The 16,667-nt window shown below is 46.9% G+C and carries 11 protein-coding genes; 3 read left to right on the top strand and 8 right to left on the bottom strand.

Annotated features, from left to right (window positions below; genetic code table 11):
• Positions 1-141 precede the first annotated feature (141 nt).
• From maiA to hppD, 4 genes are read right to left on the bottom strand one after another with little or no spacing between them, the layout of a single operon-like run.
• Positions 142-810 carry a maleylacetoacetate isomerase gene (gene maiA, locus VJL_RS00905; RefSeq protein ID WP_038874819.1) on the bottom strand — a complete coding sequence of 223 codons (669 nt, stop codon included), beginning with the start codon at positions 808-810 and terminating at the stop codon, positions 142-144.
• Positions 811-830: 20 nt separating this feature from the next.
• Positions 831-1,868 carry a fumarylacetoacetate hydrolase family protein gene (locus VJL_RS00900; RefSeq protein ID WP_038874816.1) on the bottom strand — a complete coding sequence of 346 codons (1,038 nt, stop codon included), beginning with the start codon at positions 1,866-1,868 and terminating at the stop codon, positions 831-833.
• 9 nt (positions 1,869-1,877) lie between these two features.
• Positions 1,878-3,008: a homogentisate 1,2-dioxygenase gene (locus VJL_RS00895; RefSeq protein ID WP_038874814.1), complete on the bottom strand. Its 1,131-nt coding sequence runs from the start codon at positions 3,006-3,008 to the stop codon at positions 1,878-1,880.
• On the bottom strand, positions 3,001-4,074 hold the full coding sequence (gene hppD / locus VJL_RS00890; RefSeq protein WP_038874811.1) for a 4-hydroxyphenylpyruvate dioxygenase: 1,074 nt from the start codon (positions 4,072-4,074) through the stop codon (positions 3,001-3,003). Before hppD ends, VJL_RS00895 begins: the two co-directional genes overlap by 8 nt.
• Positions 4,075-4,474: 400 nt before the next feature.
• On the opposite strand from hppD, the gene VJL_RS00885 reads away from it, so the two are divergent.
• The 3 genes from VJL_RS00885 to VJL_RS00870 all read left to right on the top strand — a co-directional run bounded on the left by VJL_RS00885 (position 4,475) and on the right by VJL_RS00870 (position 10,780).
• Positions 4,475-4,936 (top strand): TetR/AcrR family transcriptional regulator, encoded by a 462-nt coding sequence (locus tag VJL_RS00885; RefSeq protein WP_038874807.1) that lies wholly within the window; start codon positions 4,475-4,477, stop codon positions 4,934-4,936.
• Between the two features lie 602 nt (positions 4,937-5,538).
• The gene (locus VJL_RS00880; protein WP_038873360.1) at positions 5,539-6,645 is read left to right on the top strand and encodes a M20/M25/M40 family metallo-hydrolase; all 1,107 of its coding nucleotides are present in this window, start codon (positions 5,539-5,541) and stop codon (positions 6,643-6,645) included.
• Between the two features lie 424 nt (positions 6,646-7,069).
• Positions 7,070-10,780, top strand: a complete 3,711-nt coding sequence (locus tag VJL_RS00870) for a M66 family metalloprotease (protein WP_152436607.1) — start codon at positions 7,070-7,072, stop codon at positions 10,778-10,780.
• Positions 10,781-10,871: 91 nt separating this feature from the next.
• Here VJL_RS00870 and VJL_RS00865 read toward each other — a convergent pair whose 3' ends face one another.
• From VJL_RS00865 to VJL_RS00850, 4 genes are all read right to left on the bottom strand, one after another.
• On the bottom strand, positions 10,872-12,137 hold the full coding sequence (locus VJL_RS00865) for a sensor histidine kinase (RefSeq protein WP_038874801.1): 1,266 nt from the start codon (positions 12,135-12,137) through the stop codon (positions 10,872-10,874).
• Positions 12,134-12,823, bottom strand: a complete 690-nt coding sequence (locus tag VJL_RS00860; RefSeq protein ID WP_038874798.1) for a response regulator transcription factor — start codon at positions 12,821-12,823, stop codon at positions 12,134-12,136. Before VJL_RS00860 ends, VJL_RS00865 begins: the two co-directional genes overlap by 4 nt.
• A gap of 53 nt (positions 12,824-12,876) precedes the next feature.
• Positions 12,877-13,359: a winged helix-turn-helix domain-containing protein gene (locus VJL_RS00855; protein ID WP_227740400.1), complete on the bottom strand. Its 483-nt coding sequence runs from the start codon at positions 13,357-13,359 to the stop codon at positions 12,877-12,879.
• Positions 13,360-13,575: 216 nt separating this feature from the next.
• Positions 13,576-16,665: a multidrug efflux RND transporter permease subunit gene (locus VJL_RS00850; RefSeq protein ID WP_038874794.1), complete on the bottom strand. Its 3,090-nt coding sequence runs from the start codon at positions 16,663-16,665 to the stop codon at positions 13,576-13,578.
• Between the last annotated feature and the right edge of the window lie 2 nt (positions 16,666-16,667).

Below are 16,667 nucleotides of genomic sequence, written 5' to 3'. Positions count from 1 at the left end.
AGAGCAACAAAACCGATAAATTTTGCGGGGTGATAATAACAGTAGCCAACGTTTTGAACACGATTTTTACGTGAACCAGAAAGAACAAAAACGGACTCCATCAAGAGCCCGTTTGTTAATCATTAAGATGTAGAGAGAGTGCTAGCTGTTCGCGTCGGGTTGGTTCTCTGGCATGGCATCAATAAATGCAGGCAGTTGATTACATGCTTCTACAACCGAGCTAATAATTGGATAAGGAGTCATATCCACTCCAAAACGTAACGCATTGTACACTTGAGGCACTAAAGAAATATCAACAACAGAGGGAGAGTCAGTCACACTGTAAATACAGTTTCCATGTTGTTGTCGATGCTGGTTTAGCTTCTGTTCTAACGCAGTAAAGCCTTGGTTAACCCAATGATGAATCCACTCGACTTTCGCCTCTTGGTCACACGACAGCTTCCCTTCTAGGTACTGCAGCACGCGCAAGTTATTGAGTGGGTGAATCTCCATCGCGATATCCTGAGCCATAGCCAAAGCATGGTAACGAAGCGGCAATTTCTCTGGAACCACTCGAACTAGTGGATACTCCTCATCGAGATACTGAATGATGGCAAGAGATTGGTTGAGTTGAATATCACCATCCACCAGCACTGGCACGAGCTCAGAGGCGTTTAACTCATGATATTCCGCGCTGTGCTGCTGGCCGCCATTACGTACCAAATGAATCGATTTGGACTCGTACTTCAGCTCTTTTAAGTTCAAACAAATGCGAACTCGATAAGCCGCCGAAGAGCGCCAATAGCCATAGAGGGTGATGTTATCGCTCATACTTCCCTTGCCCCTCACTCTCAGTGTTTTAGGTATTGGCTGACTTGCTGATCAATCGCGCCAAAGATCGAGTTACCATCTGCGTCAAACATCTCTAGCTTGATAGAGTCACCAAACGACATAAAGCTCGTCGACGGTTTACCATCACGAATGGTTTCAATCATGCGCACTTCTGCAATGCACGAATAGCCTACGCCACCCTCTTCGATAGAGGTACCGTGCTCCGTGCCCTGCTTGTTCGATACTGTGCCCGAACCAATGATTGCGCCCGCAGAAAGTGGACGGGTTTTGCTGGCATGAACAATCAAATCAGCGAAATCAAACGTCATATCTACCCCTGCATTCGGGCAACCAAATGGCGCATTGTTATAGGTTGAAACCAAAGGCAAATGAACTTTGTTTTCATACCATGCTTCACCCAGCTCATCTGGCGTTACTGCAACAGGAGAAAACGCCGATGATGGTTTTGATTGGAAGAAACCAAAGCCTTTCGCCAGCTCCGCTGGGATCAAACCACGCAACGACACATCGTTAACGAGCATGATAAGACGAATGGATTCTTGTGCTTCTGCAATGCTTGCTCCCATCGGCACGTCACCGGTGATCACGGCAACTTCACCTTCGAAATCGATGCCCCACTCGTCGCTCGCAAATTCGATGTTGTCGCAAGGACCAATAAATGCATCAGAGCCACCTTGATACATCAAAGGATCGGTCCAGAAGCTTTCTGGCATTTCTGCACCACGCGCTTTACGCACTAGTTCAACGTGATTGACGTAGGCACTGCCATCCGCCCATTGATAGGCGCGAGGCAATGGTGACTCTAGATAGTGGGATTCAAACGCTTCACTTCCTGAAACCGAACCATTGTTTAACGCGTTATAAAGCTCTTCCAGTTGTGGAGCGACTTTATCCCAGTTATCCAATGCCACTTGCATGGTGGGCGCGAGATGCATCGCGTGGAAAATTTCGGTTGCCGGAACACATTGTGTCAGGTCTTTGCTCACGACCAGCAACAGACCATCGCGAGTACCATTTTTCTTGGTTGCTAATTTCATCCTTGCCCCTTACTTCTCTTGCCAGCTATAGACGTATTCTTTGTTTTCAACCTTACCGAGCTCGTCAGAGAACTCGAGCGCATGGCGTGTATCAATCATCACTGCCACTTCATCGGTAAACTTCTTCTTGTATTCCTGACCCGCTTTGAACGCTTTCGGGTGAGGACCGTGGGTAAAACCTGCCGGATGGAAAGTCACCATGCCTGCTTCGATGTTGTCACGGCTGAAGAAATCCCCTGCGTGGTAGAACAAGACTTCGTCATAATCGTCATTGTTATGATAGAACGGCACCTTTAGTGCGCCAGGGTCGCTTTCGATCGGTCGAGGTACAAACGTACACACAACGAATCCAGCACCAACAAATGTAGTGTGGGCAGAAGGCGGTAAGTGATAACGATGCGACATCAAAGGTCGAATATCACGCCAGTTCACTTTCACCACAGCCAAGTCACCGTGCCAACCAATCGCATCAAGCGGGTTGAATGGGTAAGTAATCACGCTGACTTTGTCATGGCGCTTCACATGAACTTGAGTTTGATCTTCTGAGTATTGCGCGCGAAATTCGTCATTAATTGACGGCGTTTCCAGAACGGCTGGGTCGAATACAGCGTGATTACCCACCATGCCTTTTTCTGGCAAAGAATAAGCAGCGTCGGTGTTTTCAATCATCAGAACAAACATTGGCTCGCTTGGTTCTAATCGCCAACTGGTTGAGCGTGGGATCATCACGTAATCACCTTCGCTCACTTTGAGATGACCATAATCGCAGTAAAGATCTGCCGTGCCGTGATGGATGAACAGCAGCTCATCGCCATCGGCGTTACGCACCAAGAAGTCCATCTTTTCGTCCATACGCCATACACGGATCTTACAGTTGGCGTTGTGTAGCAGATGCGGCACTGCCCAAGGCGAAATCTGACTCGCCGTTTCGACTAGGTTGAAATCGAAAGCGCGCGGACGTAAATCGCCTTCCCACTCAGACCAACCTGTCGGTGCGTGTTGATGATGAAAGTGTGCCGCAGGACCGAAGAATCCACTTCGACCTGCTTCACGTTCGTAAATTGCCTCTTCCGGGAAATCAGCATGTGCTTGCTTGGAGCACACTCCCTCCCGATGAGGGAATGTGATCCATTTATGCATCGCTTAGTACTCCTCGACGGATTTGGTCTTCTTCAATCGATTCAAACAAAGCTTTGAAGTTACCCTCACCAAAACCTTCGTTGCCTTTACGTTGAATGATTTCAAAGAACACAGGACCAATTACAGTCTGGGTGAAGATTTGCAGTAAGATGCCGTCTTTGGTTGGCGCGCCATCAATGAGGACTTGCAGATCACGCAGTTTGCTGACGTCTTCCCCATGTCCTTTTACGCGCTCGTCGACTTTCTCGTAGTACGTATCCGGTGTTGGCATAAAGTCCATACCACGATCTCGCAGTGTTTGAACGGTTTGGTAGATGTCATCGGTTGTCATCGCGATGTGCTGAATACCTTCTCCGTTGTATTCACGGATGAACTCTTCAATCTGCGATTTGTCGTCAGAGGACTCATTGATTGGAATGCGGATCTTGCCACACGGTGCGGTCATTGCGCGGCTAACAAGCCCAGTCAGCTTACCTTCAATGTCGAAGTAGCGAATCTCGCGGAAGTTACCAATGCGCTCGTAAAATCCAGACCACACATCCATGTTGCCTTGCTTCACGTTATGAGTCAGATGGTCGATTTCGTACATGCCAACGTCTGCTTTCGCTAGACGTTCCTCTGCATCATCGTAGAAGCGGAAGTCGACATCGTAAATGCTCTGTTTGCCGTAACGATCAACGAAGTACAGAAGACTCTCACCGATACCGTAAATTGCCGGAATGCTTAGCTCCATCGGACCGATTTCCGTTTTGTACTCTTCACCGCCGTTATCCAGCGCTTGCTTTAGCGCCACGTTAGCGTCTTGCACGCGAAATGCCATGCCACAAACGGAAGGTCCATGAACTTTAGCGAAGCCTTCTGCCTGACTGTGCGGCTGAGCATTAACGATAAAGCTGATGTCACCTTGTCGGTACAGCCAAGCCTTCTTAGAACGGTGTTTTGCGATTTCTGCAAAACCCAACGAAACAAACAGCGCTTTCAGTTGTTCAATACCTTCGCTATCCGCCGCTGTGTATTCCACAAATTCGAATCCATCCGTGCCTAATGGGTTGTAGGTGTCCACCATGACTTTCTCCTTATGTCATTGTTGTGTTTGAACATACGTTCTTGTTCGATATTTCTAACTTGGCGCAGGAGGAGAAAAATTGGAATACATACGAGGAAATCTAGCTTCATGCACTTTTTGCAACGTAATGTAAAAAATATGTTACACGACATTATTCGCCCGCAATCGTTTACGTGAAAAATAAGGAAAACACATAATATCAATGTATTAGCATATCGTTTTTAAATTTACACGCCCAATTAAGATGTAAACAGATTGTTACCGCAATGACTTTTGTGGGCAGTAACGCGCAATTCTCATTCAAACAGTGTCAATATACGGACAATTATTCTGATAATATATGGAATGAGTGCCGATAAGTGGTAGTATCATTTTTTAACCACTACACTGGCAAATAGTTATGGCACGCCGAACTCAAGAAGATACCCAGATTACCATCAACACCATCCTCAATGTCGCGACAGAGCAGTTGATCAAGCTTGGTTACGAGAAGATGTCCTACACGACGTTGAGTGAGCAATCGGGAATATCGAGGACGGGCATAAGCCATCACTTTGCAAAGAAAGCCGATATTCCTCGCGCTCTACAAGGCCGACTACTAAAAATCATGGCCGATAAGTTGAACATGTCAGGTAATGAAAAAGACTTCATTGACAGTTGGGAACATGCGTTTGGCGATGAAGCGTTTATGGCGATTTGGCGTTTGGCATTTTTGATGACAGTTTGTGAGCATCACACACCTTATCTCAATGAGATTCAAACGCAGATTGAGACTGTTGCATCGTTCAAGCTTAACAAGTCATGCCAACGCACGATTGAATGGTTGATAGGTGTAACTTTATTGAGCTTGCAAAAAAGTTAACCCAATTATCTGGATACGAGGCCGAGTCAGCGACTCGGCTTTTTGCGTTTTTATACTCAGAAAACTTGGATTTGATTATTATTTAAGTATAGCGGCCGAACCCTTTGCAGAGTTCGGCCTATCCAGAAAGGCAGTGCGAGAGGACATGAATAAACAGAGACCGTATTAACCCACAGATGTGATACTGCTTCAATAATTACCCGTTAAATTACAATCGACTATGCAGTTATACTGTTAACTTTTCATCAATTACATAAATAGCTCGACTCTGTACATAAATACCACTCGCCCTTATATAAATCAGTCACTTTCGATATTTGTAAAGATTCGCTAAAAGCTCATAACAAACGATTAGTTTTTCTCTATCACCCCAAAAAACTGGGTGTTAGTCTTGTTTACATATTTACCTAGCCCATTTTTACTTTCGTGACCGCCGCATCAGATCCGGTAATTCGTAGGTCAAGAGAATGTCAGGCAGCGGTATTTTTTGATTCAAGACAGTTTTGACACGGACTAGGTGTGTAATAAGAGGTGTTCTGTTCCCTTTCGGGCTCGCACTCTATACCGCTGCGGTCTCGACCAAGAAAGAAAGAGACATCCAAATGACACAAATTAATCAAGAACGTCTAGTTGAACATTTCTGCCAACTGGTTCGCATCGATAGCGAATCTATGAATGAAAAACAAATCGCAGAAACTCTGGCTGAGCAACTGGGCGAGTTAGGCTTTACGGTTCAAAAACTACCTGTACCAGAACAAATTTCTAATGGCTTCAACGTTTATGCACGTCTAGAAGGTAAGAAAGAAGGCTCTATCCTCATGAGCTGCCACATGGATACAGTAACGCCTGGTATCGGCATTGAGCCGATCATCGAAGATGGCATCATTCGATCTAAAGGCAATACGATCCTTGGCGGTGATGACAAGTCTGGCATTGCAGCAATCATGGAAGCGGTTCGTTGCATCCAAGCTGAAAACCTAGAGCACAAAACGTTAGAGCTTGCTTTCACTGTGCATGAAGAAGGCGGTCTGTTCGGCTCTGAGTACTTCGACATGACACACGTAACGTCTAAAGAAGCGATCGTACTGGACACAGGCGGTCCTATCGGCACTATCGTGACAGCAGCACCTGGTCAGCAAAAAATCGTTGCAACAATCAAAGGTCGCCCAGCACACGCGGGTCTAGCACCTGAAGAAGGCATCAGCGCAATCATGGTAGCGGCAGATGCAATCAACCACATGAAGCTGCTTCGTATCGACGAAGAAACCACAGCAAACATCGGTATGGTAAACGGCGGTCAAGCGACAAACATCGTGATGCCAGAACTAAAAATCGTTGCTGAAGCACGCTCTCTAAACGGTGAGAAGCTAGAAGCGCAAGTGAACCATATGATCTCTACCTTCGAGTCAGTATGTGAAAAACACGGCGCAGAAGTTGAAATCGAATCAAGCCGCGCATACGACGCATTTGTTATCGAAGAAGACAACGCTCACGTCTCAGCAATCAAAGCGGCATTCGCTGACATGGGCATCGATGCATTCACAAAAGGCACTGGTGGCGGCAGCGACGCAAACAACTTCAACAAGAAAGGTCTAACAACGGTAAACCTTTCTACTGGTATGGCGAAAGTACACACAACTGAAGAATTCATCGCGGTTGACGACATGGTGAAAATCACGGAATTCGTTAAGCACTTCCTCGTCAAATAAGCGAACTAAGTAAGCACAACTTGCGCTTAGTCTAAAACGTAACCTAAATCCCCTTCCTGCTTTACGCATGGAGGGGATTTTTATTTCCGTTGAGTAACGTCCCCTTCTATTACGCAGTTAAGCCACCAAAAAACAACGATTCCCCAGAGCAACATGGCGTACGCATACATAGAAAACGTCATTTTGTATAGATGGATAAATGTGAATTTGGACATAAGGTACCAATCTGCTTTCGTGATCAAATCAGAGCTGGAAGCAAAATCACAGGCATAATTCATGCTATCTATTTCGTCGGCGGTTCCCATCAGATAATCAAATCCATAAGTCACTTGCATTAAGAGTGCTTATGTAATCCCCCTCCATACTGTGTCGAGCTTCTGGCGACACATAAATGTCTATTCAATTGGCAAAAGTAGAGTCTAATATGAAGAAAAACACGCTCGCTTGGCTGATCTCATCCTTATTAGGAAGTACAGCCACTTTCGCAAACGCGAACCACGACCTAACCTTGGTCGAAATCGGAAACCAAACCTTTGAACGCATAGAAATGCTCAAGCAGTTAGCAGACAAAGGTCAAGGTACGTCTCAACGCGATGGCGAAACCTACCTTGATTTCCAAGGCTATGAATACTGGGTGAACTTTGATGGCTACCCTAAGTTCCCATTCTTATTCGGCGATCAAGACCAAGCCTACCGCAATGTGGTGGACTTCGTCGGTCCTGAATGGGAGTTCATCATGTACAACGGCGGCTTCTACCTGATGCACAAAGAGTTTGGCGTGATGAACCCAGACGACACAGGTTGCTACGTAGAATATATCCCTGCTGCCCGCGGCTCTAAGCGTCCAAATGGCGAATACATTTGGCAGTCAGATATGATTCAAAACATCGAGACTTCTGATTGTGGTGACCTATCTGCGCCAAGCATCAATGCATTGAACGTAGCCAGCGTTTCAGATCAAGGTGTTCAGCTAAAATGGGCTACGCAAAACGCGAATGACAATGTGGTTTTGACGTTGACCGAATCAGGTTCAGAGCCCGTTCGTTATGACAACGTTCAATCTGGCTTGTTCATTGGTAACCTGAAACCAGACACTCGGTACACGGCGGAGCTTTCTTCGTGTAATGCGATCGATTGTATCGAGCCACAAAAGATTGAGTTCACGACAAGTGCTGCACGCCTTGGTTACGCAGACGAATTGCCGTTAGACAATCACTTGAATGGCGATTTGACTGGTTCTATCCATTTTGCTCAAACCCATACTACCACCGCCCCGAATCAAAACGATGTGAACCTGTTCCCTGACTTGGTGATCGACCGTGAAGCTCTGCTTTTATTCACGCCAGAAGATAAAACCGTTCAACAAGTTTGGGTAGAAGTGAGCTTTGAAGGCACTGTAATCACTCGCCTCCCAATGCTGCCACCAAACGCGCTTGCAGCTTCTGATCAGCCAGATAATGGACGTTCTAAAGTGGTATTCTCCCATCACGCGTGGTCACTGCCGTTGCAATGGGATTGGATGAAGCCAGGCTTGTCGCTGCGCTTAACCGATAACACTGATCGCCAAGGCGACTTAGCTGCCAATGAACTTGTCTTTGGCGGCGCGCCGGAGCTTATCATTCAAAACATCGACATGGGTATGCTCACAGCGCCACGTGATGGCAACACCATGATCAAAAACATGGCAAAACTCAGCGCCGATTACTTCCAGAAAATCCCAGCATCTAAACTGGTGATGGCAGATTACACTGCCGCTTATTTCCCGAAAGTGACGCTGCCAAACGGTAAGGTTTACACCACAAGCTCCGATGGTGAAGGTGGCTGGCACGGCGGTGACATGCGTGAAGCCATTGGTAAAGCACTGGTATCTACAGGTGTGAATAATGCGAACGTCGGCATTACCGATAGTGCCGGCTATTCGCAAGCTTACAATAAACGCTTCAATCACATTACCGCGCACACCAACCGCGGCGTGTACACCAATGGCATTATTGACCATGGTGGCAGTGGCGGCGGTGGCATCGTGACGTTAACAGCGACAACCGGTAACGAATGGTCGCACGAACTGGGTCATAACTACGGTCTGGGTCACTACCCTTGGTATGCTTCTACGCACGATTTGGAATCTGGTTGGGGTTGGGATGCTCTGCATCGCCGCTTTATTGGTAACTTACACTGGACAGGTGAAGCCACGACTAACGATGTGGGTGGCGAAGTGGTGCCACCATTTGCTGGTGAATTCCGCTTTATGCGTGACGCTCAAGCCGGTGGCGAAGCTGCGCTATTGGGCACCATTAGTCATTACACGTTAGAGCACCCTTCTCAGTCTCGCCGTGTACAAACTTGGCTCAATAACGGCTTTAACGTCGATTTAAACAGCTCGACTGGTTATGTTCGTTGGAATCAAGAAAGCCAAAGTTACGAAGAAGCACAAACCGACACGCCAGTACCTAGCGCGGCAGGCGTGCCTGTTGTCACTATGTTGGGCATTTACGATCCGCGTAACGAACTTGCAAGCCAAGTTTACCCACTGATTTACTCCAACTACGGCAACGTGTTTGAGCTGCCTTCTTCACCAGACATAACTTATCATCCGGAAGGCTGGCAAGCGGTGTCTTCTTTGTCTGACGAACAAATTCAACAAGATTTGTGGCAGACGATGAAGGTCAACAATCAGCAAGCTCGTATTTGTCAGTTCACCTACACGGCAAACAACGGCGAAAGTGCAAACTTCGTCGGTAGCGTCAGTGAAGATATGATGCGTTGTGAAAGCAGCGAAGACATGTACTGGAACATCAATGGTCAGCGTGAGCACATGATTTCTCAAGATCATGACTACTCGTTGCTGTCTAAATACGGTGAAGGTGCTGTGACTTACACGCCGAACACCGAAATTGGCGAAGTGCCACTTTGCGTGCTTGATAAATCTGGCACGAGCCATGACGGTGCCGGCTATTTTACCTCTTCCCACTGCCAGCAGTTTAGTGGCGTGAAACACAACAACGGAGCGGATTGGCGTTACGCTCGACATCAAGGTGGAATGCATCAACCGAGTATGATCTCTCAACGTAGCTGTGCGGTTACGGTGGAGCGTCAGGATGGCTCAGTACAAAACATTGCGGTTGCAAGTAGCCGATTAAACGACTCACAAAGCAATAAGTTCCACTTTAACCTAGAGCAGCTGCCACTACCGACTCGTGTCACCTTAAGTTGTACTGACGTGAATGGTGAGCAAGTGCTAGATAGTTTGATCCCTGATCAAAACCCAGCGATCGACAAGCTTGTTGGTCCTATCTTTGTTGGTCAGGAGCACGGTTACAAACAATACATTGATGAACAAGTCATGTTTGCCGACAACGCAGCGTTAAACCGCGTCGACTTTGGCTTTGTGGCTGACTTCGACAAGTTCGTAGCAGACAACTACGGAGCGGGTGTGCTGAACAATGGTGAGACAAGCGCAGAACGCCGCGCTGGTGCACTTTACGTGTACCCTAACCCAGTCACCGGCACTCGCGATTACTTCCTAATGCGTGACATCTCTGCGGCGGATTTCCCAACCAACCAAGCAGACAATGAAGGCTGGAAGTACCTAGGCTCAGCGGAAAACCATGTCCAGTTTGATTTTAACCCACTGAAAGTCGATCGTAGTAACATCGACAATGCACAGCGTGTTGCCAGCTACTTCAATCAACCTCAATTGCTAACTTGGGAACAAGCGAGTTCAACAACATGGGGTCAATCTGAGAACGCTATTTTCATTGATACCGATGAAAGCGGTGAGCGCCGTTACTTTATGCAAAAACGTCCGGGAGTGAACAGCGCGTTGCCAGTTCAAAACACCTCTGACGCTGATTGGCGCTTTATTGGTAGCGATACGGATATTGAACAGTACATTGCTGAGCTCAACATTGACCTAGCTAAGTTTGATGCCGAGATCTTAAACTGGCACAAGCAAGATCGCATGGGGGTTTGGGGCGAGAACAACAACACGGGTGCCATCAACGATATTTACGTGTATCACTTCCGTGGTGGTTACCATTACTACCGCCTCATTGACGGCAAGTACTGGTACTTTCCTTGGCCAACGGAGGCCAACCCAAATAACGCTGATTGGCAGTATTTGGGACACTTCTAGTTAAATAGTAACGTTTAGCATGATCATGCAACGCCCAATATTCTTTTCTTTAGTCTGTTGGGCGTTTACTGCTCAGGCACAATGCTAAAAACTAGGACCCAACTGCAGCAAAATCAATGAACACATCATGACCATTATCAATGGCTCGGTTTTTATACAGCCAGTTGTTCTGCTTGATGATTCGTTCAGTCAATTCAAGCCCTAAGCCAAAACCGAGATTGTTCTCTTCTGCATCTTGAGTTGCACTTTGATTGAATATCACCACCGAGCTGCCCTCTTGCTTTACTTGCACAAAACCATCTGCCGTGTGTTGGAAAGCGTTGCGAACCAGATTGGTGCAAACCATTCGCGCTAACGGTTCGACCAATAACACTTGTTGTCGATCAGTAATAATATCAACGGTTACTTGCTTGCCTTGCAGCAAATAGGACAATTCATCAATGATTTGGGCTAATAAATCTCCCAACACCACTTCTTTGGCAGGGATTTGAGGCGCGTTACCTCGGTTGAGCCACAGTATTGCTTCTGTTAAGTCGGTCATCGTCGCATTTGCACGCGATATCCGTCTGAGCACCTCCTGTTGTTTTTCCACCTCAACTTGCTTTTCACACATCTTCTTTAGCAGTTCGGTATTGGTTTTGGTGACCGCAATAGGTGTTCTTAGCTCATGACTCGCGTAGGCAAGAAATTTTTTCTCACGTTCAACACTTTGCTGCACTGACTCCATGCTTGATTTAACGATATTCGCCAGCACGTTGAGCTCGCTGTAGTGAAAATCTGGAATAGGCTGACTAAGTTGATCCGTCGTCATGTTCTTTGCCCAATTCTTTAACTGTTCAACAGGTGTTGTGACCTTGCGAAAGATGATGATCAAAACCAAATAGAACAGCAATATCGCCACCAACGCGGTAGAAAAAATAATGAAGAAGTGAGGAAACTCATCATCAACGGGGAACTGCTCAGAGCTGTCGTAGAAAGACACTGAGACATATTTCAGCATGCCATTATGCTGCACTTTCATCGCAAACAATGCCATTTTGGGTGGCGAGAAGATCGAACCATCAACAAAATAGTTGGTAAGTGTATTCGTTTCCAAGCTATCACGAGGAATATTCTCACGCACATCTTGGGGCAGATCGCGCCAACGTGAAGCAATGGTAAAGTCGCTGATTTTTACTGGTTCTCCAGGTTGGGTCTCTATAGAGATCGCGTGAGAGAACATCGAGTCTCTTAGTGCGATGTCCATGCCGGAGAAAAAGTAGTGCATAGTTAAAACGGACAACACCACGATTGTCGTAACGCCTGTGAGTAATACCGCAAAAAAACTGTATAAACGGATACTGGGTCTGATCTTCACGACACATCTCCTTCTGAGATTACAAAGCCTTGCTTCACCACGGTCTTAATGAGCTTTTTCTGGTGTCCTTGGTCGACGCGCTGACGCAGGTTAAACATGTGAACTTTAAGGCTGTTGCTGTCGGGCTGTTCTTCACCCCAAATTTTGTACATCAACTGCTCACGAGTGACAGGATTTGGGCTCTCACGCATCAGCACTTCTAATATCTTAAAAGAAATCGGAGACAGTAAAACGGACTGCCCTGCTCGATTCACGGTCTTCTTTTGTACATCGATGGTCAGATCGGCAATGGTTAACTTGGTGTTTTGCGCGCTACGCCGTTTAGATAGGGCAATAGTTCGGGCAATCAACTCTTCCATCGCAAAAGGTTTGATAAGGTAATCATCTGCCCCGCGCGAAAATCCCGCAAGTTTGTCGCTCAGCGAGTCTAATGCTGTGAGCATGATGATTGGCGTTTCCAACCCTTGCTCTCGCAGTCTTTCACACACATCTAAGCCGTTCATTCTTGGCAAATTGATATCCAAAATGATCACGTCATAGTCGGTTTTTTCAATCATCTGCAAGCATGCCACGCCGTTCGCCACATAGTCGCAATGGATGTCTTCCAAGGCGAGATAGTCAATCACAGCGCTCGCAAGGTCGTGATCATCCTCTACGATGAGAAGCTGTAAGTGATTGGATGACATGAAATCCCCTTAAATGTTGTTTAGTTGGTCGAATGAACGCTTTGGACTGTGTTTTACCATATCGCAAAAGCGTCCCTAATTTTACTTAACCAACTTTTGGTATTTTGATAAAACTCGACCGCATAAGTGGTCTCTTCACGATGCAAAGAAGGCATCTCGATTTGTGTTTGCTGTTTAAGGCTCTCTTCAACAATGAGCTTGTCTGGAGGCAAACACTCGACAGAAGCGATGAAACGGTAACCGCACTTAGGCACAGTAAGAATATACTCAGACTTTTGACGATTGTCGCACAAGGTCCTTCTTAGCGTTGCAATGGCTTGGGTCAAACTCGCTTCAGTGACTTTAACGTCATTATCCGTCCAAATTCTATCAAACAGAATTTGCCTCGATAGAGTTTGGTTTGGGTGTTCAATCATCATACTAAGTAACTGATTGCTGTTTTTGCCAAGCACTTTTGTCTCTTCTTCTTGCTCGGTATCCACAATGGTGCCATCAAGAAAAGAGTAAACAAATCGACTACCGATAAGAACCGTCACGCTACCACTCTCCATGCTCGTTATTATTTTCGCTTTTTTCGAGAGTGGATACTAAAAAGGGTCAGGTTAAGGTTGGGTTAAGACGACCCTAACTGAACGCAAAAAGGGGCGAATTCACTCGCCCCCTATTATTTTTGAATCGCCTAGCGTAGTAATGCCTTGTTAGACACGAGCTTGCTTTGGCATCGCTCCTACTTGGCTAACCATTGACGCGACTTAACGCTTAGTTTTGGTTAGCTTGTTCACAAACACAAAGAAGGTCGGCACAAACAACAAGGCTAATAACGTCCCTGATACCATGCCACCAAATACGCCTGTACCGAGTGAGTTCTGTATCTCTGAGCTTGCCCCACTTGCGAACATCAGTGGCACAATACCAAAGGTAAATGCCAGAGAGGTCATCAAGATTGGTCGTAATCTCAATTTCGCCGCTTGAATTGCTGCTTCAGCAACCGATAATCCTAGCTTGCGTTGTTGGTTGGCAAACTCAACAATCAATATCGCGTTTTTAGCCGATAAGCCGATCAGGGCAATTAACCCCACTTTAAAGAACATATCGTTTTGCAGCCCACTTAATGATACCGCCCACGCAGAGCCCAATAGCCCAAGCGGTGCGACCAAGACAACCGCAATTGGTATGGTCCAGCTCTCATATAACGCAGCAAGCACTAAAAACACCACCAGCAAAGAGAACAGCAACAAGATCTCCACTTCAGATTCTGCCTGACGTTCTTGTTTGGATAAGTTGGTCCATTCAATACTCACGCTGTCATCGACTTGGCTAGCGACTTCTAACACTGCGTTCATTACCTGTCCGGAGCTGTAGCCCTCAGCCGCCATCGCAGAAGTGTCCGCCGCTTGCATACCATTATATCGCGTTAGCTGTTGCGGCATGGACTTCCAATCGGCTTTGATCAGCTCGGATAAGTAGACCAATTTTCCACTGCTGTTTTTCACCGCAATGCCCAAAACATCTTCGATGTTCATGCGGTATTTCTGGTCCGCCTGCACAATCACCTTCTGCATCCGCCCATGGTTTGGAAAATCATTGACGTAATTTGACCCCATAGCGGTGCTCAGAGTTTCGCTAATGTCAGAGAACGAAACACCCAACGTCATTGCCTTTTCACGGTCAATATCTAACGCCAGCCCTACCGTATAAGGAGTTGCGTTATAAAACAGCCCTGTCACTTCTGGTCGAGCCGTCAATGCTTGGTTGAACTTCTGTTTCAGTTGCTCAAAATCGGCTGCACTTCTATTTGCTCGATCTTGCAGTTGGAAGCTAACGCCATTAGTTGCGCCTAACCCTTGGATTGCAGGAGGTAAAGCCGCAAACACCGCACCGTCATTAGAGTGCTCACTCATGTACGCGTTAAATGCATTGGCAATGTCCGCACTCGAACGCTCACGCTTATCCCACTCAACTAAGTCTGTAATCATGAGTGCAGAGCCGGAGCCGGAACCCGCAAAACTAAAGCCCAAGACTACGTTGGAAGCGCGCACTTCTGGCTGAGCTAATAGGAACTTTTCAGCAATCGAAACCACTTCTAAGGTTCTTTCTCGGCTCGCATCGGCTGGCAGTTGGATCGACGAAAAGAAGTAACCTTGATCTTCTTCTGGGAAGAAAGTGCTGTTGAGTTGCTGGAACATGTACACCGCACCCACCGATAACACGAGGTAAATCCCCATCATGCGCATCGTTTTATTGGTTGTCTTCGCCACCAACGAGCCATAACGCTGGGTGGAGGATTCAATCGCGCGGTTAAACCAACCCAATAAACCCGTACGCTTGTGCGCATCTTCCTTAATGGGTTTTAACATGGTCGCACACAGCGCTGGCGTCAGGGTTAGCGCCAAAAATGCAGAGAACAAAATCGCAACAGCGATCGACAGCGCAAACTGCTGATAGATTTGCCCAGACGTCCCCGAAGCGAAAGAGATTGGCACAAACACCGCCACCATGACCGCCGTTACCCCAATTACGGCACCGGAGATTTCTTTCATCGCTTTTTTAGTCGCTTCTAAAGGTGATAGTCCTTCTTTTGCCATCAAGCGTTCGACGTTTTCCACCACAATGATCGCATCATCCACAATGATACCGATCGATAGAACAATCCCGAACATAGTGAAAACATTAATCGAAAAGCCCATCAACTTCATGATCACGAACGCACCGCACAAGGCTATCGGTGCGACAATGGCGGGGATAAAGGTGTAAGTAAATCGCTGCAAAAATAGGTACATCACGATAAACACCAAGATCATCGCTTCAACCAACGTCTTAACCACTTTCTGAATGGAGATTTTCGCAAATGGTGCTGCATCACCCGACGCCATGTAGTCGATGTCTTCAGGAAAGGTTTTCTTGAGCTCCTTCATCCGCGCATGAATGCGGTTCGACGTCGCCACCGCATTCGCGCCTGACATCATCTTAATCCCGATACTTGCCGACGATTTGCTATTGATGCGACTGCCAAAGTTATAGCTTTCTTGCCCCAATTCAACGCGCGCCACATCTTTAAGTCGCAGTTGTTTACCATCGGTCGAAGAGCGCAAAATGATGTTCTCAAACTCTTTGACGTTTTTGAGCTGTCCCGACGCGGTCAACGGCGTTACGGTTTTCTGCCCTACTTTTGCAGGCTCTTGCCCTACTTGCCCCGAAGCGATTTGTACGTTTTGCGCGCTGATGGCGCCCGTCACGTCAGACATGGTAAGGTCATAAGAAACTAGCTTTTGTGGATCGACCCATATACGCATCGCGTGCTCGGCAGAGTAAACCGTCACTTTACCAACCCCAGGTATACGCTTGATTTCATCGGTCACATTGCGCGCTAAAAAGTCACTCAATGCCCCTTCTGTCATCTTGCCTGATTTGGAGTACACGCTTAAATACATCAGATCGGAGCTTGAACTCGACTCAACATTCAAACCACTTTGTCTTACGTCTTGAGGTAAACGAGGCTCAACGGTTTTTATTTTGTTCTGCACCGCAATTTGCGCCAGTTCAGGGTCAGTCCCGTAGGCAAACTTCACGCTGATCTGCCCATTACCAGTCGAATCTGAGCTGGATGTAAACGACTCAATGCCATCAGTACCAAACAACTCACGTTCGATGATCGAAATAACGGTGTCATTGATGGTTTCCGGCGAGGCTCCTTGGTAGCTAAAAAAGACGTCAACCTGAGGCTGACTCACCGACGGAAATCGCTCCACTGCGAGCTGCGTAATCGACACTAAACCCAAAAGCGTAATAAGGATGCCGATCACCCACGCAAAGATGGGGCGGCGAATAAAAAAGTGCGACATAG

Origin of the sequence: Vibrio jasicida CAIM 1864 = LMG 25398 (assembly GCF_000400365.1) — a bacterium.
In the GTDB taxonomy this organism is placed as follows: domain Bacteria; phylum Pseudomonadota; class Gammaproteobacteria; order Enterobacterales; family Vibrionaceae; genus Vibrio; species Vibrio jasicida.
This window is presented reverse-complemented; position numbering and strand designations above follow the sequence as displayed.